The 25,044-nt window shown below is 68.1% G+C and carries 23 protein-coding genes and 1 pseudogene; 9 read left to right on the forward strand and 15 right to left on the reverse strand.

The genetic code is table 11. From position 1 onward, the window contains the following. Positions 1–44 precede the first annotated feature (44 nt). Complete coding sequence (locus CRP45_RS15280; RefSeq protein ID WP_097245637.1) at positions 45–1,709, forward strand: helicase HerA-like domain-containing protein; 1,665 nt, start codon at positions 45–47, stop codon at positions 1,707–1,709. Between the two features lie 108 nt (positions 1,710–1,817). On the opposite strand, the gene CRP45_RS15285 is transcribed toward CRP45_RS15280, so the two are convergent. Next, a complete protein-coding gene (locus CRP45_RS15285; protein WP_097245638.1) occupies positions 1,818–2,450 on the reverse strand; it encodes an antibiotic biosynthesis monooxygenase family protein in 633 nt (210 codons plus the stop codon). A 215-nt stretch (positions 2,451–2,665) separates the two neighbouring features. After that, positions 2,666–4,009, reverse strand: coding sequence for a diaminopimelate decarboxylase (gene lysA / locus CRP45_RS15290; protein WP_097245639.1), 1,344 nt, complete (start codon positions 4,007–4,009; stop codon positions 2,666–2,668). 265 nt (positions 4,010–4,274) lie between these two features. Here lysA and CRP45_RS15295 point away from each other — a divergent pair, with 265 nt between their 5' ends. Beyond that, on the forward strand, positions 4,275–4,505 hold the full coding sequence (locus CRP45_RS15295) for an acyl carrier protein (protein ID WP_143861440.1): 231 nt from the start codon (positions 4,275–4,277) through the stop codon (positions 4,503–4,505). Here CRP45_RS15295 and cmrA read toward each other — a convergent pair whose 3' ends face one another. From cmrA to CRP45_RS15310, 3 genes are read right to left on the reverse strand one after another with little or no spacing between them, the layout of a single operon-like run. Beyond that, positions 4,506–5,309, reverse strand: a complete 804-nt coding sequence (cmrA, locus tag CRP45_RS15300) for a mycolate reductase (RefSeq protein ID WP_067788668.1) — start codon at positions 5,307–5,309, stop codon at positions 4,506–4,508. A 22-nt stretch (positions 5,310–5,331) separates the two neighbouring features. Continuing rightward, positions 5,332–7,362, reverse strand: coding sequence for an NADPH-dependent 2,4-dienoyl-CoA reductase (locus tag CRP45_RS15305; RefSeq protein WP_097245640.1), 2,031 nt, complete (start codon positions 7,360–7,362; stop codon positions 5,332–5,334). After that, complete coding sequence (locus tag CRP45_RS15310) at positions 7,359–7,937, reverse strand: PadR family transcriptional regulator (protein WP_097245641.1); 579 nt, start codon at positions 7,935–7,937, stop codon at positions 7,359–7,361. Before CRP45_RS15310 ends, CRP45_RS15305 begins: the two co-directional genes overlap by 4 nt. A 113-nt stretch (positions 7,938–8,050) precedes the next feature. On the opposite strand from CRP45_RS15310, the gene CRP45_RS15315 reads away from it, so the two are divergent. After that, on the forward strand, positions 8,051–9,382 hold the full coding sequence (locus CRP45_RS15315) for an MFS transporter (protein WP_097245642.1): 1,332 nt from the start codon (positions 8,051–8,053) through the stop codon (positions 9,380–9,382). A 16-nt stretch (positions 9,383–9,398) separates the two neighbouring features. Here the strand turns inward: CRP45_RS15315 and CRP45_RS15320 are convergent, their stop codons facing one another. Continuing rightward, positions 9,399–10,337, reverse strand: a complete 939-nt coding sequence (locus CRP45_RS15320) for a hypothetical protein (RefSeq protein WP_097245643.1) — start codon at positions 10,335–10,337, stop codon at positions 9,399–9,401. Between the two features lie 66 nt (positions 10,338–10,403). Further along, the gene (locus tag CRP45_RS15325) at positions 10,404–11,024 is read right to left on the reverse strand and encodes a TetR family transcriptional regulator (RefSeq protein WP_245910156.1); all 621 of its coding nucleotides are present in this window, start codon (positions 11,022–11,024) and stop codon (positions 10,404–10,406) included. A 196-nt stretch (positions 11,025–11,220) separates the two neighbouring features. Here CRP45_RS15325 and CRP45_RS15330 point away from each other — a divergent pair, with 196 nt between their 5' ends. Genes CRP45_RS15330 through CRP45_RS15340 form a run of 3 tightly spaced genes read left to right on the forward strand, consistent with a single transcriptional unit; the run spans position 11,221 to position 13,755 of the window. Further along, on the forward strand, positions 11,221–12,279 hold the full coding sequence (locus tag CRP45_RS15330; protein WP_097245645.1) for a ferredoxin reductase: 1,059 nt from the start codon (positions 11,221–11,223) through the stop codon (positions 12,277–12,279). Positions 12,280–12,300: 21 nt separating this feature from the next. Next, positions 12,301–13,449 (forward strand): fatty acid desaturase family protein, encoded by a 1,149-nt coding sequence (locus CRP45_RS15335; protein ID WP_097245646.1) that lies wholly within the window; start codon positions 12,301–12,303, stop codon positions 13,447–13,449. A 42-nt stretch (positions 13,450–13,491) separates the two neighbouring features. After that, a complete protein-coding gene (locus tag CRP45_RS15340; protein WP_245910157.1) occupies positions 13,492–13,755 on the forward strand; it encodes a hypothetical protein in 264 nt (87 codons plus the stop codon). Here the strand turns inward: CRP45_RS15340 and CRP45_RS15345 are convergent, their stop codons facing one another. Then, positions 13,756–14,286 (reverse strand): DUF4254 domain-containing protein, encoded by a 531-nt coding sequence (locus tag CRP45_RS15345; protein WP_097245648.1) that lies wholly within the window; start codon positions 14,284–14,286, stop codon positions 13,756–13,758. It abuts the gene before it with no gap. A gap of 387 nt (positions 14,287–14,673) precedes the next feature. Between CRP45_RS15345 and CRP45_RS15350 the strand changes: the two genes are divergently transcribed. After that, positions 14,674–15,000 (forward strand): hypothetical protein, encoded by a 327-nt coding sequence (locus CRP45_RS15350; protein ID WP_084483219.1) that lies wholly within the window; start codon positions 14,674–14,676, stop codon positions 14,998–15,000. A 291-nt stretch (positions 15,001–15,291) separates the two neighbouring features. Here CRP45_RS15350 and CRP45_RS15355 read toward each other — a convergent pair whose 3' ends face one another. From CRP45_RS15355 to CRP45_RS15370, 4 genes and pseudogenes are all read right to left on the reverse strand, one after another. Beyond that, positions 15,292–16,545: an MFS transporter gene (locus CRP45_RS15355; protein WP_097245649.1), complete on the reverse strand. Its 1,254-nt coding sequence runs from the start codon at positions 16,543–16,545 to the stop codon at positions 15,292–15,294. Positions 16,546–16,808: 263 nt separating this feature from the next. Beyond that, positions 16,809–17,900 (reverse strand): annotated as a pseudogene (locus tag CRP45_RS15360) (PLP-dependent cysteine synthase family protein); the annotation flags it as partial. Between the two features lie 106 nt (positions 17,901–18,006). After that, positions 18,007–18,426 (reverse strand): putative copper homeostasis (lipo)protein LpqS, encoded by a 420-nt coding sequence (lpqS, locus tag CRP45_RS15365; protein ID WP_143861441.1) that lies wholly within the window; start codon positions 18,424–18,426, stop codon positions 18,007–18,009. A 618-nt stretch (positions 18,427–19,044) separates the two neighbouring features. Continuing rightward, positions 19,045–19,335 (reverse strand): excalibur calcium-binding domain-containing protein, encoded by a 291-nt coding sequence (locus CRP45_RS15370; protein WP_097245651.1) that lies wholly within the window; start codon positions 19,333–19,335, stop codon positions 19,045–19,047. A gap of 233 nt (positions 19,336–19,568) precedes the next feature. Here CRP45_RS15370 and CRP45_RS15375 point away from each other — a divergent pair, with 233 nt between their 5' ends. Further along, complete coding sequence (locus tag CRP45_RS15375; protein ID WP_372508083.1) at positions 19,569–20,258, forward strand: DUF4389 domain-containing protein; 690 nt, start codon at positions 19,569–19,571, stop codon at positions 20,256–20,258. 41 nt (positions 20,259–20,299) lie between these two features. Here the strand turns inward: CRP45_RS15375 and CRP45_RS15380 are convergent, their stop codons facing one another. From CRP45_RS15380 to CRP45_RS15390, 3 genes are all read right to left on the reverse strand, one after another. After that, positions 20,300–21,166 carry an ABC transporter ATP-binding protein gene (locus CRP45_RS15380; RefSeq protein WP_425436946.1) on the reverse strand — a complete coding sequence of 289 codons (867 nt, stop codon included), beginning with the start codon at positions 21,164–21,166 and terminating at the stop codon, positions 20,300–20,302. A 128-nt stretch (positions 21,167–21,294) separates the two neighbouring features. Further along, positions 21,295–22,125 (reverse strand): ABC transporter permease, encoded by an 831-nt coding sequence (locus tag CRP45_RS15385; RefSeq protein WP_097245653.1) that lies wholly within the window; start codon positions 22,123–22,125, stop codon positions 21,295–21,297. Next, complete coding sequence (locus CRP45_RS15390; RefSeq protein ID WP_097245654.1) at positions 22,118–22,849, reverse strand: ABC transporter permease; 732 nt, start codon at positions 22,847–22,849, stop codon at positions 22,118–22,120. Before CRP45_RS15390 ends, CRP45_RS15385 begins: the two co-directional genes overlap by 8 nt. Before the next feature lie 270 nt (positions 22,850–23,119). On the opposite strand from CRP45_RS15390, the gene ectB reads away from it, so the two are divergent. Next, positions 23,120–24,376, forward strand: a complete 1,257-nt coding sequence (gene ectB, locus CRP45_RS15395; RefSeq protein WP_097245655.1) for a diaminobutyrate--2-oxoglutarate transaminase — start codon at positions 23,120–23,122, stop codon at positions 24,374–24,376. The last annotated feature ends 668 nt before the right edge of the window (positions 24,377–25,044 follow it).

Raw genomic sequence — 25,044 nt, forward strand, 5'->3', positions numbered from 1 at the left:
CTGGGCCCATGAGCGTTTTCGGTTCGACAGACGGAGGACGTGCGATGACCACTCCCGAGGAGAAGGCGGCCGCGGCGCGCAAGGCCGCCGACGAAGCGGCGCGAGTCGCGGCGGAAGCGGCGGCCGCCGCCGAAGCCGCCGAGCGCGAGTTGGCCGAGCATCGACCAGCCGGGGCCGCCGACGCGAGCTCCGCCGCACAGGAGATCGCCGCGGGCTACGCCTTCGACGGCGCGGCGCTGGAACTGGGCACCGTGGTCGTGGACGGCGCCGTGGATCCCACCGCGCGGGTACGGATTCCGATGCGCACGATGAACCGGCACGGCTTGGTCGCGGGCGCCACCGGCACCGGAAAGACCAAGACGCTGCAAGGCATCGCCGAACAACTCTCGCGGGCGGGCGTCCCGGTGGTACTCGCCGACATCAAGGGCGATCTATCCGGGCTGAGCCGTCCTGGCGAGGCCGACGACAAGATCAGCGCCAGGGCGCGGGACACCGGCGCGCGGGACTGGGCGCCAAGCGGCTTCCCGACGGAGTTCGTGTCGCTGGGCACCGGCGGGATCGGTGTGCCGATCCGGGCCACCATCACCTCGTTCGGCCCGGTGCTGCTCAGCAAGGTCCTGGAACTCAACGAAACGCAGGAATCGACCCTCGGGCTGATCTTCCACTGGGCCGACCAGCAGGGCCTCGCGCTGCTGGATCTCAAAGACCTCCGCGCGGTCATCACCCACCTGACCAGCCCCGAAGGCAAGGCGGACCTGAAGGGCATCGGTGGTGTCTCGGCGCAGACCGCGGGCGTGATCCTGCGCGCGCTGGTCAACCTGGAGGCCGACGGCGGCGACACGTTCTTCGGCGAGCCCGAGCTCGATCCGGCGGATCTGGTCCGAGTCTCGGACGGTCGAGGTGTGATCACGCTCTTCGAACTCGGAGCGCAGGCGGCGCGGCCGGTGATGTTCTCCACGTTCCTGATGTGGGTGCTCGCCGATCTGTTCCAGACGCTGCCCGAGGTCGGCGATGTCGAGGAGCCCAAGCTGGTGTTCATCTTCGACGAGGCGCACCTGCTGTTCGCCAACGCCTCGAAGGCGTTCGTGGACCAGGTCGAGCAGACGGTCAAACTGATCCGCTCGAAGGGTGTCGGCGTGTTCTTCTGCACGCAGCTGCCCACCGACATCCCGAACCAGGTGCTCTCACAGCTCGGCGCGCGCGTCCAGCACGCGCTGCGCGCGTTCACCCCCGACGACCAGAAGGCGCTGTCCAAGACGGTCCGCACCTACCCGAAGACCTCGACCTACGACCTGGAGAAGGCGCTGACCTCGCTCGGCACCGGCGAGGCCGTGGTGACCGTTCTCTCCGAGACCGGTGCCCCGACGCCCGTGGCGTGGACCAGGATTCAGCCGCCGCGTTCGCTGATGGACACCATCGGCGAGGACGCGATCAAGTCCCAAGCGCTCTCCAGCGCGCTCGCCACCAAGTACGGCCGGACCATCGACCGCGAGTCCGCCTACGAGATGCTCACCGCGAAACTCGCCGCGGCCGAACCGGAACAACCGGAAGCCGCCCCGGTACCCGGCCGCTCCCCGCGCCAAGAGGAAGAGTCCGCCGCCGAACGCATCATGAAGAACCCGGCGGTGAAGAGCTTCCTCCGCTCGGCGGCATCCGCGGCGGGCCGCGAGATCAGCCGCACCCTGTTCGGGACGCGCCGCCGCCGCTGAGCGGTCGCGTGCGAGAAACGATGTGGGGCAGCATCTTCGCACCGTGCTGGGTCCGCTGGGACGGTCAACGCAGTCTCCTCGACGAATAATCGACGCGAAGGGCTGTACTCAGGCGAATTCGACGGCGACGCGGTAGATGCCCGTGTTGGGCGTCGCGTGTATGCGGGCGGTGTCGGTCGCGGTGCGCATCGCCGAGTTTCCGGCCGCCGCCTGCCACGCCTCCAGGCTGTCCCACTGGGCGACGTTCACGAGTTGGAAGCGAGCCTGCTCCGACAGCGCGCGGTGGAGACGTACCGCGCGAAAACCCGGTGCGGTCCGCATCATTCGGGCACGTTCGCCCCAGCCCTCGGCGAACTCCGTGACTGTTTCGGGTGCGATCTCGAAGACGTTGACGAAGGTGACGCCGGGGCCGTCGAGATCGCGTTCGGCGGCCGGTCCGTAGTCGAGGACTGTCCGGTAGGCGGCCGCGCCGGCTCGTGCTTCGGTCGGGATTCGGTCGTCGGCCGTGCGCCAGTCGGCGGTAGAGCGCGCGGCTTCGAGGAGTTCTGGGCTGTCCCAGTGCGCGACGGTGATCAATGGGAAGCGCGTGTCCGGTCGCACGGTTCGGTGCAGACGTCCGTCGCGGAATCCAGGGGACTGTCGCAGCTGCTCGGCGCGGGCCCGCCAGTTGTCGACGAGCCCATCGATCGCGGATTCGGGCAGTTCGAACACGTCGATGTAGGTGACCTCGCTGTCGCTCATGCCCTCAGTCTTGCTCCGCAACCATGCTGTGCGTCAAGGGTTTTCGCGCCCGGTGTCGGCATGATCGCAAACCCTTCACTGTGCGCCGCACCGCGATTAGTATTCGTCGCTCGTCGCTCGTCGCTCGTCGCTCGTCGCTCGTCGCTCGTCGCTCGTCGCTCGTCGCCCGGTCGCGGCGTTCGTCGAATACCCATTCGAGGTCGCCGTGGCCGCCCTCAGACTCCCACTTCGCGCGCCATGAGGTCGTCGATCGTCTCCCGGCGGACGAGGGTTCTGGCGCGGCCGTCGCGGACCGCCACGACCGGCGGGCGGCCGACGCTGTTGTAGGTGCTGGCCAGGCTGTGGTGGTAGGCGCCGGTGCACGGGACCGCGATGATCTCGCCGGGGCGCAGGTCGGCGGGCAGCCGGACGTCGACGGCGAGGACGTCGCCCGCCTCGCAGTGGCGGCCCGCGATGGTGGCGGTCATGTGCGGCCCGCACGGGTGGCGGTTGGCGAGCACCACTTCGTAGCGCGCGCCGTACAGCGCGACCCGCGGGTTGTCGCTCATGCCGCCGTCGACGGTGACGTAGGTGTGCCCGCCCTCGATGTGCTTCACCGAGAGCACCCGGTACAGCGTCACGCCGGCGCGCGCCACGATCGCGCGGCCCGGCTCCACCGCGATGCGCGGCCGCGGGAAGTGGTGCCGGGCGCAGCCCGCGTCGAGGGCGTCCTCGAGGATCTCGGACAGCTCGGTCAGATTCATCTCGGCATCACCGCCGCGGTACGCGACCGCGTGCCCGCCGCCCAGGTCGAGTTCGGTGAGGATGTGCCCGTGGTCCTGCCGGACCCGCGCCATTTCGCCGATCATCCTGCGGACCGCCTCCCCGTAGTAATCGGGGTTGTGGATCTGCGACCCGAGATGGCAGTGGAAGCCGACCAGCTCCAGGTTCGTCCTGCGCAGAATGCGCTCGACCGCCTCGGCGGCCAGGTCGCTGCCGAGCGGGAAGCCGAACTTCTGATCGACGACGCCGGTCTTGACCGCGGGATGGCCGTGCACGTCGATGCCGGGCGAGAGCCGCACCAGCACCCGTTGCCGCGTGGTGGCCAGGGCGGAGAGCAGCGTGATCTCGGTGAGCGAGTCGACCACGATCCGGCCGACACCGCAGCGCACCGCGGTGCGCAATTCGTCACAGGATTTGCCGTTGCCGTGCAAGATGATTCGCTCCGGGTCCACACCGGCCGACAACGCGATGGCGAGCTCACCCGCCGAGCACACGTCTACCGAGAGCCCCTCCTGGGAGACCCACTCGGCGACCGCGCGGATCATCAGCGCCTTGCCCGCGTAGATGATCTCCGCCTGGGGAAACGCCCGCCGGTAGGCGCGGCACCGCGACCGGACCTCCTGTTCGTCCAACACGTAGGTGGCCGTCCCGTACTCGTCGGCGATGTCGGCCAAGGCCACACCGCCGACCGTGATCCGGCCTTCGCTGTCGTAGTGCGTGTCCCGTGGCCACACCGCCGGATCGAGCCGCGAAGGCATCCCCGACCGCAGCGACGGGAAGATTTCGAGCAGCGTCACAGTGTTCTCCTGGGTGCGTCCCCGCTTTCTCCGAACTGCGGGGTCGATGCCAGGACTACGCCTCCCAGACCGCCCCGAACGCGTCCCTTACACCTCTTTGACGGCCGCCCCTCCGTTCCTGACACCCCACTGACACCCACCCGGGCATGGCATTATCCCAGCTCACACCGGTTCGTGCGGGACGACGGCTCGCGGAACCGGGTGGCGGGGAAACACCTCGCGGTTCCACCGGTCGATGCGTGATCGCTATGACAACATGATCAACATGGCGACCATCGAAGAGCGAGTCATCGCGCTGCTGAAGGCAAACCTGGCCGACGCGGACGGCATCAAGCCCGCCACCAACATCCTCGACATGGACAGCAGCGCCTACCGCCAGGAGCTGGCCATCCAGGCGATCGAGAACGAGTACGACATCGAGCTGCCGAGCGCGGGGATCGAGGCCTTCTCCACCGTCGGTGAACTGATCAAGTTCATCGCGGAAGCTAAGGGCTGATCAGCCGCCGAGCTTGCGATAGAAGGCACCCGCGATCGGCGCGGTGAGGGCGCGCGGGCCGTACTGGCCCGCGACGCTCATGCCCTTGCTGATCAGGCCGGGGACGACGCGCATCTTGTTGCGGGCGAGCGCGTCGATGGAGACCTTCGCGGTGTACTCCGAAGACACCCACATGAAGTCGGGCACCATGCGGTCGACGATCGAGGCCTCGGCCGGGTCGGGCAGTTCGGTGCGCACCGGGCCAGGCGCCAGCAGGGTGACGTGCACGCCCGAATCCTTCAGCTCACCGCGCAGCGATTCGCAGAAGGTGTTGGCGAACGCCTTGCTCGCGGCGTAGGTGGCGTTGTTCGGGATCGGCATGTTGCCCGCGGCCGACCCGCTGATCAGGATGCCACCGGCGCCGCGCGCGATCATGCCGGGCAGCACGGCCAGGGTCAGATCGTGCACGGCGACGGCGTTGAGCTCCATCTGCGCGCGCTCGTACTCCAGGTCCAGCTGCGCGACCGGGCCGAACGTCGCGATGCCCGCGTTGTTGCACAGGATCGAGATGTTGCGCGCGGACAACTCCTCGACCAGCGGGCCGCGTTGCGCGCGATCGGACAGGTCGACCGCGCGCACCTCGGCGGTGATGCCGTGCGCCAGGGTGAGCCGCTGCGCGAGCTCGTTCAGCAGGTCGCCGCGGCGGGCGACCAGGATCAGCGAATGGCCGCGTCCGGCCAGTTCGGCGGCCAGCGCGGTGCCGATGCCGGAGGAGGCTCCGGTGACGACGGCGCGGTTCTCGGAGGTGGGGGAGGGCAGGCTCACCTGAGCGATGCTAGCGAGCCACTCAGAGCCGGGCCGCCAGGCGGGTGCCCTGATCGATCGCGCGCTTGGCATCGAGTTCGGCGGCGAGTTCGGCGCCGCCGATCAGGTGCGGGGTGATTCCCGCGGCGCGCAGCGGCTCGACCAGCTCACGCACCGACTCCTGACCCGCGCAGACGACCACATTGTCCACCGGAATCAGTTGCGGGCGTTCGCGTTTCTCGCCGAAGCTGATGTGCAACCCGTTGTCGTCGATGCGCTCGTAGTTCACACCGCCGATCTGCTCGACGCCCTTGGCCTTCAGCGCGGCGCGGTGCACCCAGCCGGAGGTCTTGCCGAGGTTCTTGCCGAACGACGACGACTTGCGTTGCAGCAGAACGACATCGCGGGCAGCGGGGGAGGGCTTGGGCGTGGTGAGCTGGCCGGGCGCCTGCTCGTCGTCGGCGTCGACGCCCCACTCCTCTTTCCACTCGTCCAGCTTGAGCGCGGGGTGCCCCTCGACGGTGAGGAATTCGCTGACGTCGTAACCGATGCCGCCCGCGCCGATCACGGCGACGCGCTTGCCCACCGGCTTCTCCTCGCGCACCAGTTCGGCGTAGGAGAGCACCATCGGGTGGTCGATGCCCGGAATGTTGGGAATTCGCGGCCGCACGCCGGTGGCGAGCACCACCTCGTCGTAGCGGCCCGCGACGAGCTCGTCGGCGGTGACCCGCTTGTTCAGGTGCAGGTGAACGCCGCGTACCTCGATCATCCTGCGGTAGTACCGGATCGATTCGTCGAACTCCTCCTTGCCGGGAATCCGCCGGGCGATGTCGAACTGGCCGCCGATCTTGTCGTCGGCCTCGAAAAGGTCGACGCGGTGGCCGCGTTCGGCGAGATTCACCGCGGCCGAGAGCCCGGCCGGTCCCGCGCCGACCACGGCGATGCGCTTGCTGCGCCGCGTCGGCAGCAGCTTCAGCTCGGTCTCGTGTCCGGCGCGCGGGTTGAGCAGGCAGGACACCGTCTTGTGCTGGAACGCGTGGTCCAGGCAGGCCTGGTTGCATGCGATGCAGGTGTTGATCTCGTCGACGCGGTCCTGCGCGGCCTTGTTCACCCATTCCGGATCGGTGAGGAACGGGCGGGCCAGCGAAACCAGTTGCGCGTCACCGCGAGTCAGGATCTCCTCGGCGATCTCGGGCATGTTGATGCGGTTCGACGCGCAGACCGGAATGTTCACCTGGTTGGTGATCTTCGCGGTGAACTCGACGAAGGCCGCCCGCGGCACCGAGGTGACGATGGTGGGCACCCGCGCCTCGTGCCAGCCGATGTCGGTGTTGATGATGGTGACGCCAGCGCGCTCCAATTCCTTGGCGAGCGTGACGATCTCGTCGAAGGTCTGACCCTTCTCCACCAGTTCGGCCATCGACAGCCGGAACACGATGATGAAGTCCGGCCCCACCGCGGCGCGGACCCGGCGCACGATCTCCAGTGGGAGCCTGCGCCGGTTCTCGGCCGATCCGCCCCACTTGTCGGTGCGCTTGTTGGTGCGCGGCGCGAGGAACTGGTTGATGAAATAGCCTTCACCACCCATGATCTCGCAGCCGTCGTACCCGGCGAACTGGGCGAGCTTCGCGCAGCGCGCGTAGTCGTCGATGGTCTGCTCGATGCCGCGGGCGGAAAGAGCGCGTGGCCGGAAAGGGTTGATGGGGGCCTTGATCGAGGACGCCGAGACGCTGCCGGGCATGTAGGAGTAGCGGCCCGCGTGCAGGATCTGGATGGCGATCTTGCCGCCCTCGGCGTGCACCGCCTTGGTGATCGCGCGGTGGCGGTAGGCCTCGGTCTTGTTGGTCAGCTTGGCGCCGAAGGGCAGCAGCCAGCCGGTGCGGTTGGGCGCGTAACCGCCGGTGATGATCAGCCCGACACCGCCGCGGGCCCGCTCGGCGAAGTAGGCGGCCAGCTTGTTGGTGTCCCAGGCGCGGTCCTCCAGGCCGGTGTGCATCGACCCCATGACCACGCGGTTGCGCAGGGTGGTGAAGCCGAGGTCGAGCGGCTCGAAAAGGTGGGGGAAGGAACTCATGCCTGGCCTTTCTCCATCGGATCCGGATGCGGGGCTGACGCGCCCGGTCGCAGTGCTTGCAGTACTTCGTCGCACCATTCGACGAACCCGACCTCGACGCGGATGCCGCCGCGCAGGACCAGGTACTGGTGCAGTGCCGTGCCGGAGAGCTGATCCGGCGCGGCGAAGTCCTTCTTCTCGATCAGCCGATAGACCTCGAGCCGCTGGGCGTGCTGGTCGCGGTGCCTTGCCACCTCCGCGCACAGCGCGTCCAGGTCGCCGTAGGCCGCGCCGCGGATCTTGACGCCGAGTTCGCCGCGGGGGAGGTCGGTATCGGAGGGCTCGGCGATCCAGCGGGCCAGCTCGGCGCGGCCCGCCTCGTTCACCGAGTAGACCTTCTTGTCCGGCTTGCCCTCCTGGGTCACCGATTCACTGTCCAGCCAGCCGGATTCCTCCATGCGCTTGAGCACGCGGTAGATCTGCTGGTGCGTCGCGCTCCAGAAGTAGCCGATGGACTTGTCGAACCGGCGCGCCAGCTCGTAGCCCGAACCGGCGCGCTCGGTCAGCGATACCAGTAGTGCGTGCTCGAGGGCCATGTCGCCACGGTACTCGGTACAGTCGGTACTATGCAACTGGGTGCATAGCCCTTCGGTCGTCGCCCTCGTTTCTTTGGCGGACGTCGTGCGTCCGCACGGGTTACGCTGCGCCCATGACCGAGGTGGACGCGCGCGACACGATCGGGGAGGCCGCAGGCCGCGGGCAGATCGTGGCATGGGGGTTGTGGGATTGGGGTTCCTCGGCGTTCCACGCCGTGATCCTCACGTTCGTGTTCTCGGTGTATCTCACCGACAAGGTCGGCGACGATCTGCCCGGCGGGATCTCGGCGAGCGCCTGGCTCGGCTGGGCGCTCGGGATCGCCGGTCTCGTGGTCGCGCTGACCGCGCCGATCAGCGGCCAGTGGTTCGACGCGGCCGCGAAACGCAAACGCTCCCTTGGTGTTCTGACCGCACTGACCGTCCTTGCCATGGCCGGGATGTTCTTCGTGCACGACGACTACCGCGATCTGTGGCTCGGTCTGACGCTGCTCGCCTTCGGCTCCGCCGCCTTCGAGCTGGCCAACGTGCCCTACAACGCCATGCTGCGCCAGGTCTCCACGCCGGAGACGGTCGGCCGCGTCTCCGGTTTCGGCTGGGCGATGGGCTATTTCGGCGGCATCTTCCTGCTGCTGATCTGCTACGTCGGCTTCATCGCGGGCGAGGGCGACAACCGGGGACTGTTCGGCATACCGACCGACGACGGGCTCAACATTCGGCTGGTGACCGTCCTCGCCGCGATCTGGTTCGCCACATTCGCGCTGCCCGTGCTGTTCGCGGTGCCGGAGCTGCCGCGAACCAGCGCCGATCCCGACGCGGCGAGCGCGGGGTTCCTCGGCTCCTACCGGGTGCTGTGGCGGGATCTGCGCGAGCTGTGGGTGGTCGACCGGCGCACCGTCTGGTTCCTGTTGGCCAGCGCGGTCTTTCGCGACGGACTCGCGGGCGTCTTCACCTTCGGCGCGGTGCTCGCGGTGCGGGTCTACGGGATCGACGATTCCGATGTGCTGCTGTTCGGCGTCGCGGCGAACGTCGTCGCGGCGCTGGGGGCGATCGTCGCGGGCCGGTTCGACGACCGGGTGGGGCCGAAAGCGGTGATCGTGACTTCGCTGGCCGCCATGCTGGTCTGCGGACTCGCGCTGCTCGTGGTGTCGGGACCGCTCATGTTCTGGATATTCGGTCTGCTGCTGACCATCTTCGTCGGACCCGCGCAAGCCTCGGCGCGGTCGTTCCTCGTCAGGTTGGCCCCGCCGGGGCGGGAAGGACAGCTGTTCGGCCTCTACACCACGACCGGCCGGGCCGTATCCTTCCTCGCCCCCTCGCTTTTCGGCCTGTTCGTCTGGATTTTCGACGCCGACCGCGCCGGGATGATCGGACTGGCCGTCGTCCTCGCCGCGGGGTTGGCGGTGCTGCTCCCGGTACGCGCGCCCGACGCGGTCCGGGACCGCTGATACGACGCGGCGCGCGTCAGTTGATCCGGCCCTCCATGCCGCTGTAGATCTCGGTGGCCTCCGCGAAGCCGCCGCCGATCAGCTCCGCCAGCGCCAGCGCCTCGCCGCACTTGCGCAGCGACAGGCGCGTCCGGTCGTCGCCACCGCTCAGTGCGTCGGCGTGTTCGGCGACCCAGGCGCGCGACGCGGTCGCGTCACCGGCGCCGACGAATCCGCCGACCGCGTAGTTGGCGGTGATGGTGTCCTCGGTGCGCCAAGCGATTTCGGGGAACTGGGACGGCAGGTCGCCGAGCAGCGGGCCGTTGCCGCCGAACCCGGCGGGCCAGCCGGTTCCGGCTTCCTCGGCCAGCGCGGTCGGCCAGACGACGCCGCGGTCCATCCAGCCCGGCAGCAGTCGCGCGGCGAATTCGACGAGACAGAACTGGAGGTTGTTGCGCAAAAGGTCGGCGGCGTCGTGCGTTTCGGGGCTGTGCGGGTCGTCGACGGTCGGCTGGCCGGAGCGCAGCGCGAGTGCGGCCTGGCGCAGCAGGCGAATCTTCCACGCGATGTCGACGGCCAGGTCGTCGGCGCCGGGCAGCGTACCGCTCATATCGGGTTCGGTCCGCGCGGCCAGTGCGGGATCGAAAAGCTCGAGTTGCGCGCGGGCCAGCTCGTCCACCGTGCCGACGGTGCAATCCCGGTATCGCACAGTGACTTCCGCCACTTCCTCGGGCGTCTCGGCCGTGATCAGATACGGCCGTCCCCACACGTACAGCGCGGAGTCGAACTCGTCGTCGGCCACCTTCAGCGCACCGAGCGCCCACGCCTTGGCCCGGAAGCGCACCCGAGCCTGCTCGACCGCGAAGGCGATCAGATCGTCCAGATCGGCGTCGCCGCCGAGCCCGGCCAGATACGGCAGGATCCGCTCCTCGACGAGCCGCATGTCCAAGGCGTGAAAGCTGGTGTCGTAACCCATGTTCGGCACAGTACGGGACGCGGCAGGACGAGATTCGCGGTCAGTCCACGTATCTCGAACGTCGGCCTATCGATCCTTGGGCGGCCACCAGTTGTCCATGCCGAGCGCGATCAGCCGGATCTGCTGCACCGTGCGGTCGACGATGCTCCGCTGGTCGCGTTCCTCGGCCGCGACATAGGCGGCGATCCCGTCGGCGACGGTGCCGACCAGCAGGTCCGCGGCGATCTCCAGGTCGCGCGGGCTCCAGTCGTCCAGCGCGCGCACCCGGGACAGGTCGGCGACCAGCTCGCGCACGATCAGCTGGAGTTCCAGCGCGATGGCTTTGCGCAGCGCTGCCGAACCGCCGTGGCGTTCCCGGGTGAGGAAGCCGAACACCGCACGCTTGCCCCCGACCTGATCGAAGACGAACCGCACCGTATCGGCGATGCTGGCCTCGGGATTGCGCCGGACCTCGCGCAGTGCGAGCCGGAGCGCGGTCACGCCCTGGTCGACGAGGGTCGCGCCGAGGTCGTCGAGCGAGGCGAAGTGGCGGTAGAAGGCCGTCGGAACGATCCCCGCCGAGCGCGCGATCTCACGCAGGCTCAACGCGGCGAAACCGCGGTCGGCGGCCAGTTCCAGGGTGCCGTCGACCAGGGCCTGCCGCGTGCGCTCCTTGCGCTCGACGCGGGTTGCTGCCTGCTCGCTCATCACGGTGAGCATACATCCGTTCACCATTCGCTCATCCAAGAGGTGTAGTTCGGGTCACACGAATTGCCGGTTGACACTGGACCCTGCCTATCGGTCACACTGGATGAGTGTACAGGCGTGCACTGAAATTTGATCAAGTGACAGTGCGCACGCCACAGCCATGACCTACCGAAGAATCAGAGGTACGGAGAACCGAATGGTGGATCTCATCGACCTGGTGCAGACCCTGACCACGCCCCATCCGCTCGACCGGTACCTGGAACTCGTGCGTCCCACGCTGACCGTCCGGCAGATGCGCGCCGAGATAACCCACGTGCGCCGCTCGGTGCCCGGCTCGGTGACGCTCACCCTGCGCCCGACCCGGCAGTGGCGCGGCCACGCCGCGGGCCAGTACGTCCAGATCGGCGTGGTGATCGACGGCGTCCGGCACACCAGGTGCTACTCGCCGGTAAATCCGGAAGGACGGCGCGACCGGCACATCCAGCTCACCGTCAAGGCACACCCCGGCGGTCTGGTGTCGCAGTACTTGCACGAGAACGCCGTGCCCGGCATGGTGGTCGACCTGAGCCCGGCGGCCGGTGTGTTCCGGTTGCCCGAGGTCCGCCCCGACCGGGTGCTGCTGATCAGCGGCGGCAGCGGCATCACGCCGGTGCTGTCGATGATGCGGACCCTTGCCGAGGAGGGTTATCCCGGTGAGCTGACCTTCCTGCACTACGCCCGTTCGCCGGAGGCGGTGCCGCACCGCGCCGAGCTGGAGGCGATCGCCGAGCGGAACCCGCGTTTCCGCATCGAGATGCGCTATCCGGAGCAGGGCGGCGGCCCGTTCGACTACGACGAGCTCGAGCGCGTCGCGCCCTGGTTCGCCGAGGCGCAGACCTACCTGTGCGGTCCGCCGCCGCTGATGGACGCGGTGCGCAAGGTGTACGAGGCCGAGGAACTGGCCGACCGGCTGCACTCCGAGGAGTTCACGCTCTCGACCGCCCCCGTCGACGCGGACGAGGTGCACGGCTCGACGAGCTTCTCGGCCAGCGGGGTGCGCGCCGAGAACACCGGTACCAGCCTGCTGGAGCAGGCCGAGGCCGCGGGCCTGACGCCGGAGTACGGCTGCCGCATGGGTATCTGCTTCTCCTGCACCGCCGTTCGCCGCTCCGGCTGCACGCGCAACCTGCGCACCGGCGAGACCGACAGCGATCCCGACCAGCCCATCCAGCTCTGCGTCAGCGCCGCGGTGGGCGACGTCGACATCGAAATCTAGACAGACACAAGGGGACTGACAATGACCATTCTGACCGAGACCAAGGACGGACCGCTGGTCCTGACTCCCGACCAGGTCGAGGAGCTGGGCAAGGCGCTCGACGAACTGCGCGACCGCGTCGTCGCCGATCTCGGCGAGCGCGACCGCGAGTACATCTATTCGATCATCAAGGCGCAGCGCGGTTTCGAGATCGCCGGGCGCGGCCTGATGTACCTGGGCTTCCTGCCGCCGGTGTGGCTGGCGGCGGTCGCCGCGCTGAGCGTGTCGAAGATCCTGGACAACATGGAGATCGGCCACAACGTCATGCACGGCCAGTACGACTGGATGCGTGAGCCCGGCCTGAATTCCCGTGAGTTCGAGTGGGATACGGTCTGCCCGGCCGACCAGTGGAAGCACTCGCACAACTACATGCACCACACCTTCACCAACATCCACGGCATGGACCGCGACATCGGCTACGGCATCCTGCGCATGGACGAGGGCCAGAAGTGGAACCCCTACTACCTGGGCAACCCGCTGTGGGCGTTCCTGCTGATGGTGTTCTTCGAGTGGGGTGTCATGCTGCACGACGCCGAGGCCGAGAACATCGTTCAGGGCAAGCGCAAGTGGTCGGACCTCAAGCCGCTGATCAAGGGCTGGTGGCGCAAGGCGGGCCGCCAGGCGCTCAAGGACTACGTCGTGTTCCCCGCGCTGACCGGTCCGCTGTTCGTCAGCACGCTGGCGGGCAATGCCGCGGCCAACCTGGTGCGCAACGTCTGGGCCTACTCGATCATCTTCTGCGGCCATTTCCCTTCCGGCGTACAGACGTTCACCGAAGAAGAGACCGCCGAGGAGACCCGCGGCGAGTGGTACGTCCGGCAGATGCTCGGCTCGGCGAACATCACGGGCGGCAAGCTGTTCCACATCATGAGCGGCAATCTGTCGCACCAGATCGAACACCACCTGTTCCCCGACATCCCGGCCAACCGCTATCCGGAGATCGCGCCGGACGTGCGGGCGCTGTGCGAGAAGTACGGATTGCCGTACCACACCGGCCCGTTGAGCATGCAGATCGGCGATGTGTGGGCGAAGATTTTCAAGCTGGCACTGCCGCCGCGCTTCACGAAGAACACGTCATCTCCCGGTGTTATCGTGATGCGTCAGCGGAAGGCGACCGAAGTGGGCGTGTGAATGATCGGGAAATTCGAAAGCAACAAGGATTTGATTCAAGAATTGACGGCCTCCGGTGCCAGGCACGTCGGAAATATTGCGACGATCATCACCGGAACCGTCCAGGAGGTCACTCGGGAGATCGGTGAGTGGATCACCGACGCGATCGAGATGAACGAGGCGGCCGCCGCGGCCCGCAAGGATGCCGCGGTGCAGCGGGAATCGCCGCTGGACGAGGTCCCCGACGAGCCGGAGCCCGAGCCCGCGACCGGCTCCGCCTTCGTCGAGGCCGAGGTCGTCGAGTCCGACCTCGACGACCGCCGCTGATCACCACACCGGCAGCCTGCGCCGGTGCTCGGTGACGTCGGTGATCAGGTCCTGATAGCCGTCGGCCAGCTCGGCGAGCCGCGTCCACAGCAGGTGGGCTTCCCCGTCCACCCGCGGTGGCTGCGTCGCCGGGCCGGTCGCGCTCAAAGCCTGTTGTGCCGCAGTCCATTTCGCCGCCATTCGATCGATGACCGCGCCCAGCGTCTCGGTGTGCAGCGAAGCGCCGGTGCGATGCGCGACGTTGGTCGCCACCCAGTCGTTTATTCGGCCGACCAGCTCGGCGCGGCGCTCGTCGATGTCGTCCACCAGCTGACTGCACGCCGCGACGCGACCGTTGGTGGCGTCCGGCGCGTGCGCCGCGGCCAGCGCCCGGTGCCTGCGCTCGTGGCATTCGACCAGCTCGCGGGCTGCGGCGAGGACTCGGTGCTTCCGGCGATTCGGGTCGTCGGCTTCGCGAAACGCGCGCAACAGCGCTGATCGCGGTGGCAGCTCGCCGGCTCCGATACGGCTCCCGGCGTATTCGGTAGGCATGGTGCACGCCCCTGCGGTAACGATCCGACATGGATACGCCAGGGCCGAGGGGGATTTCGGGGAGGGGCACCCCTCGGCTCCGGCGCAGCCCCGAGCCCGGACGCCCCCCCACACAGTCCACCAGCACGGCAAAGAAACCGGGAAATCCGCGACGATGCGATGAGGAAGACGGCCCGAGAAAATCGGGACACTTTCAGGAAAGCGCGATAGTCGAATCGGCGCAACAAGATGGTGTGAAAAACATGCGCGAGTCGGAAATCGTTATCGTCCGTTACGGGGCGGTCACACGAAATCTACCTTTGCCCAAGGTGAACTGAGTGATCGGCGCATATCCAGTTACCATCGCGGCGCGGCGGCTGCGCGCCCCGGTTCGATGGACTAGCCTCGATGTTCGTGCCCGCCTATGTGTCATCGCCGGAGCTGACATTCGGCTTCATGTTCTCGCTGGAAGACCCCGAGCGAATAGCTGAAGTCGTGCGCAACCTCATCGTCCGCAAGACGGTGTCGGTGTTCCGGCTCGCACGCCTGTCCGATGACGACGGCCCGCCGGAGCGCTACGTGGTCAACTGGGGCGCCATCCCGCAGATCAACATCACCACCACCGCCCCCGACCCCGAGGAACTCCGGATCAACCGGATCATGCTGGTCAACGCCTTCCTCAGCGAGGAAGGCGAGGTCAGCTTGTACTCCGCGCAGGGGCAGGCACCGAGCTAACGCCGACCGAACGTCACCACTGGTCGCCCCACCGCACTAAAGGTCACCCTCGGTCGGTTCACCGGTGCACGCAGGTCGGGTGAATGAAGGTCACTTCCAGTCGGTCTGGCGAGATGTTGGTGGCCTTCGGTCGGTTACCGCGCCGACCATTCTGGACGCGGCACCAGTGTTCCGCCGGAGGGTGTGCAGTCCGGCTGATGGCGAACGTGGCCGCAGGCAGCGAGCGCGGCCGAGCACACGGGGTGTACGCCCTCGCAGGGGCGGTGACCCCTGAGAGGCGCTCACGAGGGATTACACCACCGCCGCCGTTGTGGGAGCCGGTGCTTCCAGGCGACCGGACCGGGCGAGGCCGTACAACCCGGCGGCGGAGGCGGCGCCGATGGCGATGAGTGCGGCCCAGGCCAGGGAGCTCAGTCCGGCGGAGCGGGCCGCGTCGAGGACCGTGCCGGTGCCGAGGTTGCCGAGCAGGATGCCGGTGCCGACGATCGTGTTGTAGAGGCCGTAGTGGGTGGCGACCAGGCGGTCGCCGCAGAGCGCGACCACGGTGTCCATTTCGAACGGGAAGACCGCGGCCGCACCGACACCCAGCACGGCGGCGGTGAGCAGCATCGCCCCGACCGCCGTCGGGACGCCGAGCGCGGTGCCGGGCACGAGCAGCAGTGGGACGAACGCCGCCGCCAGGATCGCCATACCGATGATCAGGCTGTGCGGGCGACCCCAGCGGGCGGCGAACCAGCGGGTGATGCGCAGCTGTCCGGCGATGGCGATCACGCCGGAGACGACGAAGACGGCCGTCATCAGCGCGGTGGCCGACCCTTCGCCGACGATGCGGGCGGCCTGCATCGGCAGCGCGAGATACACCTGGAACGAGAGCACGTAGCAGCCGATCATCGCCGCCGAGAACAGCAGGAACGGTCGGTTGGCCAGCACCACGCGCCAATCCTCGAGCACCGACGCGGTTTTCGGCTCCGCCCGGTGCTGCGGCAGCGCGCGCAGCTGGGCGACGGTGAGCAGGGCGAACACCGCGGCCGCGCCAGTGGCGGTGGCCTGGAAATCGAACGCCATCAACGCGAGACCGAGGATCGGCCCGAACAGGATGCCCGCCTGATAGAAGATGTTGAACACCGCGAACGCCTCGACCCGTCGTTCGCCGGACTCAACGGCGAGATACGCGCGCACCGCGGGATTGAACAGCGCGCCGGCGAAGCCGGTTGCGGCCGAGGCGATCAGCAGCGCGGGCAGCGAGTCGGCGAACGCGAGCAGTGCGAAACCGCCGGTGCGCAGCAGACATCCGGCCACGATCAGCGGTTTGTAGCCGAGCCGGTCGGCCAGGGTGCCGCCGACCAGGAACATCCCCTGCTGGGAGAAGTTCCTGATGCCGAGCACCAACCCGATCGCCCACGCGGCGAGGCCGAGCGGGCCCGCCATGTAGCCGGCCAGGTAGGGCATGAGCATGAAGAAGCCGGTGTTGATGGCGAACTGGTTCACCATCAGCACCCGGCTCGGTTTGCCGAAGCTGCGATAGGTCGCGTAGACGTCTTTCATCGCGCGACCCCCGGTGTGGCGCCCGGCCGTGCGGGTGCGGTCGGATCGTCGGTGGGCACGGCGGCCTCCTCGGGGTGGTCGGGCTTCGGGTCGAGTCGATGCGGTGCCGGATCGGGTTCGCGCGTCGAGACCGGGCGATGCTTCGTTCCACGCGCGTACTGTGCCGCCTCGGGCTCGTGCCGCATCGCGTCCGGCTGGTGTGTCGACCGCGGCTCGTGCCGAGTCGCCTCGGGCCGGTGCGTCTGCGCGGCGTGGTGCGGTTTCGGGTCGAGCACGGTCGTGCAGCGGGTCCACGAGTCGACCACCGCCGCGTACGGATGCGCGATCGTCGCGGGTTCGGTCGGCGCGGCGCCGAGCAGTCCGTGCTCCCGGCAATAGGCGTCGTTGTAGACGGTGTCGAAGTAGCGCAGCGGACCGTCCGGGAAGACGGCGGCGATACGCGCGTCCGGCTCACCGGTGCGGGCCAGCCACCCGGCGACCAGCGCCACCGCGCCGACACTCCACCCGCCGCTTGCGTGATGGGTGGCGGCCAGCGTGCGGCAGGCCCACACCGCTTCGGCGGGCGCGACCCAGTGGATCTCGTCGAAGGCCGGATAGTCGACGTTCTCGGGATGGATGCTCGAGCCGAGCCCGCGCATCAGCCGCGGTCCGGCGGGTTGGCCGAAAATGGTGGACGCGACGGTGTCCACGCCGACCAGGCGCAGGTGCGGGAAGTAGCGGCGCAGTGCGCGAGCGATGCCGGAGGAGTGGCCGCCGGTGCCGACCGAGCACACCAGTACGTCGATCCGGCCGAGTTGCGCGACGAGTTCCATGGCGAGCGATTCGTAGGCGGCGCGGTTGTCGGGATTGCGGTACTGGTCGGGGCACCAGGCGCGCGGGTCGGCGGCCAGCAGTTCGGCGACGCGGTCGCGGCGGGCCTGTTGCCAGCCGCCGGTGGGATGCGGTTCGGTGACCATCTCCACCCGGGCGCCGTAGGCGGCGAGCATGTGTCGCATGAGCGGTTCGAGGCCGGGATCGGTGACCAGGGTGACGGGGTGGCGGTGCACCATTCCGGCGAGGGCGAGGCCGAGACCGAGGGTGCCGCTGGTGGATTCGACGATCGGCGCGCCGGGCGCGAGTTCACCGCGGGCGGCGGCGCGCTCGACCATGTGCAGCGCGGGGCGGTCCTTCATGCCGCCCGGGTTGGCGCCCTCCAGCTTGGCCCAGAATCCGCGGCCCGCGGGCGCGAGCGGTTCGGTGATCCAGAGGACCGGGGTGTTGCCGACCATGGTGGCCGGGCGCGGGCAGCGGTTGGCGGTGGTGAGCAGGCTTGCCGGGCTCGGCAGCGGTTCCGTTTCGAGCAGTGCTGAAGACATGGGGATGCCATCGATTCTGTGCGGTCGCTGTGGCAGCGAGGGTGCGAGTGCGGGAACGCACGAACACCGGCCGGGCCCCGGCAGGCCACGACCTGACGCTGACCGATCAGTTCCGATCGATACCGAATCGAATGAGCAGATCCCGGCCGCCACCGACCGGAACGGCAACTACGGGCGGCGCGCGCGGGCCGAGGCCGACAGACGCGGCCAACGACAGCACAAGCAGCGAAGCGATGCCGACGAGCAGCAACTCCTGAAGCGACGGGCCGGAGCGTGGCAGGGTCGCGATCACCGCGTCGGGGGAGAGGTGCCGCTCCGGTTCGGCGGCATGCTGATGCAGATCCGCCGCGGCCCACGGCACCACCTGCGACGGGACGCCGGGACCTGACGATTCGATATGCGCGTGAATCGTCGCGGCGGGCGTGAACAGGTGACAATCCGGCAGCGCAAGGGCGAGCGCCCACGCGGCGAACGCGACGGCGACCACCGTCCGCATACCGGCCCCCCGTATCGCACCGAACGTCACGTCTGCCGATAGTACAAGCCCTGTGCTCCGGGCCGGTCAGGCGTGGGATCGGCGCGGAGGCGCGGCATCCGGATCGGCTCCGCCGCCGTCGACAGCCCGGTGCTCGAACACCGAGCAACCAGCGTGCGGCCCGGAGCACGGTCGCGGCCGCTTGTTCCGCGGGCGAACCCGGTCGTCGGATCGCGTCGCGAGGCGGGCGGTCGGTGTGGCGGGCGCGATGCCGGGATCAGCTCCGGCCCTTGCCTCCCCGAACAGCCGAGTGCGGGCGCCGAGTGTCAGTGTTTCTGTGTACGCCCGTAGTGCGGGCGTTTCATTCGGTGCGCGGGACCGGCCGCCGGATCGCGCGGGGGTGCGGCGGCCGGTTCAGCGTTCTCGACGCGCCGGTCGGATCAGCTTCAGTCCGTTGTCGGCGCGGAGAGCCCGCCGCCGAACCGTCACGGACGGCTCTTCCGAGTCGGCATTCCCCGCCAGTCGTGGCCCGCGTGCGACGGCGGTCCGATGCCTGTGTAGGGCTTGCGGGGTCGCCGGATCACAGCGCGATGTGGCCGGTCGGAGCGCGGTCCGGTTCGGTGCGGGGTCGAGCCGGCGCGGGCCGAGTTGGTGGAGTGCGCTATCGAATCAGCGGCCGGGGGCGGGGCGGACCAGGCAGGCGACGCCGTCCTCTTTGCCGTCGAGGCGGTCGAGTTGCACCGAATAGCCAGGGTCCTGGCGGCGCAGGGGCGCTTTGCCCGCGGCCCAGGCGTCTTCACAGTTGCGGAAGGCGGCCGCGGCGGTCGTGGTCGCGGCGGCGACCGGTCCGGACGAGGAGTGGCGTTTCTTCTTGCTCGAACCGCAGCCGGTCACCGAGACGGCGAGCACGGCGATCAGCAGTAGGCCGACGACCAGCACGACGGGGCGCGCGTTACGCATATGGATTCCCCCCAAACACAACGGTTTTCGATCCAAACGCCAGCCAGTATCACGGCCGCGATCGCCTTTCGCAACATCGCGGTGCGGGCTGGACGGTCGTTTTTGTTGGCGTGTCGGTACCGCATCGTGCCCTTACCGACGGAGCGGTGCCGGACAATTATGAGATACCTCACAGGGGCGCTGTGAAATTCAAGCCCGGGTGGGCTGCGCGCAGCCCGGAAGGAGCGTCGATCATGGAAATGGAACTCGAGAAGCCGGCGGCCGCGGTGAATCCGGTTCGCGTCCGAGGGGATCTCGATCCCGGTCTGTCGCGATGGATGTGGCTGGTGAAGTGGATCCTGGCCATCCCGCACTACATCGTGCTGTTCTTCCTGCACATCGCGTACTTCGTGGTGTCGGTGATCGCGTTCTTCGCGATCCTGTTCACCGGTAGGTATCCGCGCGGCCTGTTCGACTTCAATGTCGGTGTGATGCGCTGGAATTGGCGGGTCAGTTTCTATGCGCTGACCGTGCTCGGCACCGACAAATATCCGCCGTTCCATTTGCGGCCGGACGCGGACTATCCGGCGGATCTGGAGGTCGACTATCCCGAAACCCTGCACCGCGGCCTTGTTTTGATCAAATGGTGGCTGCTCGCCATTCCGCACTATCTGATCATCGGCGCGCTGATGAGCGGCGCGATCGGCACCGCCATGCAGGACAACGGTTCCGACGCCTGGAATGTCGTGCTGGCCTGGCCGGTGATCTACCTGCTTCTCGCGGTGGCGCTGATCGCACTGCTGTTCACCGCGGTCTACCCGAAGGGCATGTACGACTTCGTCGTCGGCATCAATCGCTGGGCCATCCGGGTGCAGGCCTACGCCTCGCTGATGCGTGACGAGTACCCGCCGTTCCGGCTCGACCAGGGGCCGCGCGAGCCGTAACCCCGCTCGAACCGACTACCGCGAATCCGCCCGCCGACCCGTCAGCGGGCGGATTCGTATATCCGGCGGACCACGTCTTCGATACCGGGCTCCTCGATCGACAGGTCACGCACCTCCGCGCGATCCGACACGGCGGCGAGCAGCCTTGCCGCGGTGATGGATTCGGCGTCGAAGGCAAGGCGCTGGCGCATACCGTCCGCCTCGCTGGTGAGCAGCTCGGCGCCGGGCGGCAGGTCGCGCAGATCCGGCGTCGGCTCGGCGAGGTCTACCACGAGCACCCGGCGCGCGCCCACCGTCGCGCCGAGTCCGGCCAGCGATCCGTCGTAGACCAGGCTGCCGTGATCGACGACGAGCACACGGTCGCAAAGCCTTTCGATATCGCCCATGTCGTGCGTGGTGAGCAGCAGCGTGGTGCCGCGGTCCACCCGCTCCGTGCGCAGGAACTCGCGCAACCGCTGCTTGGAAAGCACATCGAGACCGATGGTCGGTTCGTCGAGGATCACCAGCTCCGGGGAGTGCAGCAGCGCCGCCGCGACCTCGGCGCGCATCCGCTGACCCAGCGAGAGCTGGCGGACCGGAGTGTCCAGCGTTTCGGCCATTTCCAGCTGCTCGACCAGCTCGTAGGTGCGCTTGCGGGTGATGTCGGGTTCCAGCCGGTGGATGGCGGCCAGGATCGTGAACGATTCGCGCAGCGGCAGATCCCACCACAGCTGGGACCGCTGCCCGAACACCACCCCGATCCGGCCCGCCAGTTCCCTGCGCTGCCGGACCGGTTCGAGTCCGCAGGTGCGCACCCGCCCGGACGAGGGGACCAGGATGCCGGTGAGCATCTTGATGGTGGTGGACTTCCCCGCCCCGTTCGCCCCGATGTAGCCGACCGCCGCGCCGCGTTCGATGCGGAAGGTCATCCTGTCGACCGCGGTGAGGGTGTCACGCTGCCTGCGCCAGCGGCGGCCGTTCTTGCGATACAGCGTGAAATGTCTTGTCAGATTCTCGATGTCGATGATCGCGTCAGATAAGTCGCTGTCCGCCACGCTTATCCCCCACCTCCCTGGTAGTGCCTTGTCCCGAGCCGCCATAGACCGAGTGCCAGCAGCCATATCCACAGCGTCGCCAGCGGGGTGAACCAGACCAGCCAGGACGGCAGCAACGGCGGGCCCGGCAACCCGAGCAGGGCGATGGTGGGCAGGTACGCCGTGAACGCGACCGGGATGGCGAATCCGAACACCAGCTTCAGCGGCAGCGGGAATACCGAGGCGGGCTGCATAGCGGCGAACGACCCGCCGTAGGTGAAACTGTTGGTGAGCTCGGAGCCGTCGATCAGGAAGAACTGCAACCCGGCCGCGCAGACGAAGATCCCTCCGAACAGGAGAATACCGCACGAGAGGGTCATCGCCAGGAGTGCGAATGCGGCCGGTTCCCAATCGATGTCGTTCTGTAGCAACCCGATAACCAGCACCACGATGGCGACCGCGGCGCGGGCGAATCGGCGCAGCGAGACATCGCCGGTGACGAGTTGCAGCAGCAAGGGTTGGGGGCGTAGATGATAGGCGTCGAGGGTGCCCATCCTGATCAGGGTCGGCAGCGTATCCAGATGTCCGACAAGCACTTGGGCCAGCGCGAACGTGGTGTTGCTCAGTCCGAACAGCAGTAGCGCCCCGTGCATATCCAGCCCGCCGAGCACCCGCACGTTGTGGAAGATGACCCACACCTCGGCGAATTCGACGACGCCGATGAGGAACGCGCTGAACACCTCGCTGGCGAAGGACAACCGGTATGCCCGCTGGGCTCGGATGCGCGAGCGCAACACCGCGGCATACGGTGTGTACCAGCTGCCCGACGTTACGGAGACGAGCGGCTCAGCCACCCTGCACCTCCAGCCTGCGGCGGCCCGCGGCCAGCATGAGCCTGCCGATCGCGGCGATCGTGAGCACCCAGAACAGCTGTGCGCCAACGACCGTGACCGCTTCCATGCCGAGTATCCGGCCGGAGAGCACGTCGATCGGGGCTTGCAGAATCGACGGGAACGGGGTGGCGTACGCGAGCGTGCGCAGCCAGTCCGGGAACATGTGCACCGGCACGAACAGTCCGGCGAGGAAGGTGCCGCAGATCTGGTAGAGCACCCGGATGCCGCGGGTCTCCACCACCCAGAAGCCGATCAGGCCGATGGCGAACAGCATCAGGAACGACAGCGCGACGGCGAGCACCATCGAAATCACGCCGAGCACATACGGACCCGGCGTCGTGGGCATGGCGAGGCCGACGGTGAGGAATCCGAACAGCACGCTCGGCAGGAACCGCGGCACCAACGTGCACGTCGCACGCCCCAGATCGGCGGCGAGATAACCCAGTTGGATATCGACGGGGCGCAGGAAGTCGATCGCGACGTCGCCGTTCTTGACGCGATCCACCAATTCCAGTGGCGGGCCCATGAATTGCATCGCGCCGAGCAGCCCTTGGGAGAGCCAGATGTAGGCGCCCATGGTGCCTTCATCGTAGCCGCCGAAATCGCCCGCGCCGCGCACGGCGGCGAGCATTACCGCCGCGCGTACCAAACCGAACACGCAGTTGGTGAACAGACCCGCGAACATCGCCAGTTTGTACTGCGACTGACGCCGGAACCCCGCCACCGCGAGCCGCCAATAGAGTGTCGCCTCGCGTCGCGCCCGGGTTGCTGCGGCCAGCCGTTCCTCCCCTCCCGCACTCCAGCGCACAAGGAGTCGACTTTACTGCCCGGTCGCGGACGCGCGGTAGCTTCCCGCGCGATTTTTGGAAAAGCGCTACGAAGCTGAGGCGCCAGTGTTAGAAACACAGACACTTCAGATCGTTGGAGTGCTCGCGCACGACAGGAAGGATCGTCGATGTCTGTCGCCGAGTCGACCGTTTTCGAGGCACTCGAATCGAATGTTCGCGGGTACTGCCGATCCTGGCCGACGGTGTTCGACACCGCCAGCGGCGCCTGGTTGCGCGACGAGCAAGGCCGCGAGTACCTGGATTTCTTCGCCGGTGCTGGTGCGCTGAACTACGGCCACAACAATCCGGTCCTCAAGCGCGCGCTGATCGACTATCTCGCAGGCGACGGGATCACCCACGGTCTGGACATGTCGACGGTGGCCAAGCGACGGCTGCTGGAAACCCTGCGCGACACCGTCCTCGCTCCGCGCGGACTGGACTACAAGGTGCAGTTCCCCGGCCCGACCGGTGCGAATGCCGTCGAGGCGGCGCTCAAACTCGCTCGCAAGGTCACCGGCAGACAAGCGGTGCTGAACTTCACCAACGCCTTCCACGGCATGTCGCTCGGCGCGCTGTCGGTGACCGGCAATGCCGCCAAGCGCGCGGCAGCTGGCGTGCCGCTGGTGCACGTCACGCCGATGCCCTACGACGGCTACCTCGGCGCGGACGACGAGCTGCACTGGATGCGCCGGGCGCTGGACGACCCCTCGTCGGGATTGGACAAGCCCGCCGCCGTCATCGTGGAGACCGTGCAGGGCGAAGGCGGTGTGAATGTCGCGCGGGCACGGTGGCTGCGCGAACTGGCCGAGCTGTGCCGGGCGCGCGGCATCCTGCTGATCGTCGACGACGTGCAGATGGGCTGCGGGCGGACCGGTCCGTTCTTCTCCTTCGAGTTCGCGGGCATCACGCCCGACATCGTGACGCTGTCGAAATCGATCGGCGGCTACGGATTGCCCATGGCGCTGGTGCTTTTCCGGTCGGAGCTGGACCAGTGGACGCCCGGCGAGCACAACGGCACGTTCCGCGGGAACAACCCCGCCTTCGTCACGGCCGAGGTCGCGTTGCGCCACTACTGGTCCGACGACGCGCTCGAGCGCGCGACCCTCGCCAAGGGCGCGCGGATCGAGGCGGCGCTCGCTCGGGTCGCGGCCGAGTTCCCCGGTGTCTCGACGCGGGGGCGGGGGTTGGTGCACGGGATCGTCTTCGAGGATCCGTCGCTGGCGGGGAAGGTTTGCCAGGTGGCGTTCGATCGGGGGTTGTTGGTGGAGACGTCGGGGTCGGTGGACGAAGTGGTGAAGTTGTTGCCGCCGTTGACGATCGGTGAGGACGAGTTGGAGCGTGGGTTGGAAGTGGTTGCCGGTGCGGTGGGGGCTGTTTGTGGGTGACTCGGCTTCGCCGCGGGCGGGGTCGGCTGGAGATGCCGAGTACGGCTGGTTGGGTCGGGTACCGCTGGTTGAGTCGGGTACGGCTGGTTGGGCCGGGTACGGCTGGTTGAGTCGGGTACGGCTGGTGGGGCCGGGTACGGCTGGCTGGGCCGGGTACGGCTGGCTGGGTCGGATACGGCCGGTGGGTCGGATACGGCTGGGTTGGGTCGGGTACGGCTGCGTTGGGTTCCGGTTGAGTTGGGCGACGTGGTGTGTCGAGTTTGGCGGGGCCAAATGGTTTCGCCGGGCCAAAATGGTTTGGCCTGGGGCGGGTTTGCCGCAAAGCGGGCTGGCTTGGGTCGGGTACGGCTGCGTTGGGTTCCGGTTGAGTTGGGCGACGTGGTGTGTCGGGTTTGGCGGGGCCAGCTGGTTTCGCGGGGCCAAATAGTTTTGCCTGTGGCGGGGTTTGCCGCAAAGCGGGCTGGTTTGGTTCGGATACGGCTGGGTCGGGTTTCGGTTGCGTTGGGTGACGTGGGGTCGGGTTTGGCGGGGCCAAATGGTTTGGGCTGTGGCGGGTTTGCCGGAGATCGGGCTGGTGTGGGTCGGAGGCGGCTGGGTTGGATTCCGGTTGTGTCGGGTGACGGTGATGTCCACGGTCGGCCGCGTCCAAATGGTCTGGGCTACCCAGG

Source organism: Nocardia amikacinitolerans (genome assembly GCF_900215415.1).
Classification (GTDB): domain Bacteria; phylum Actinomycetota; class Actinomycetes; order Mycobacteriales; family Mycobacteriaceae; genus Nocardia; species Nocardia amikacinitolerans.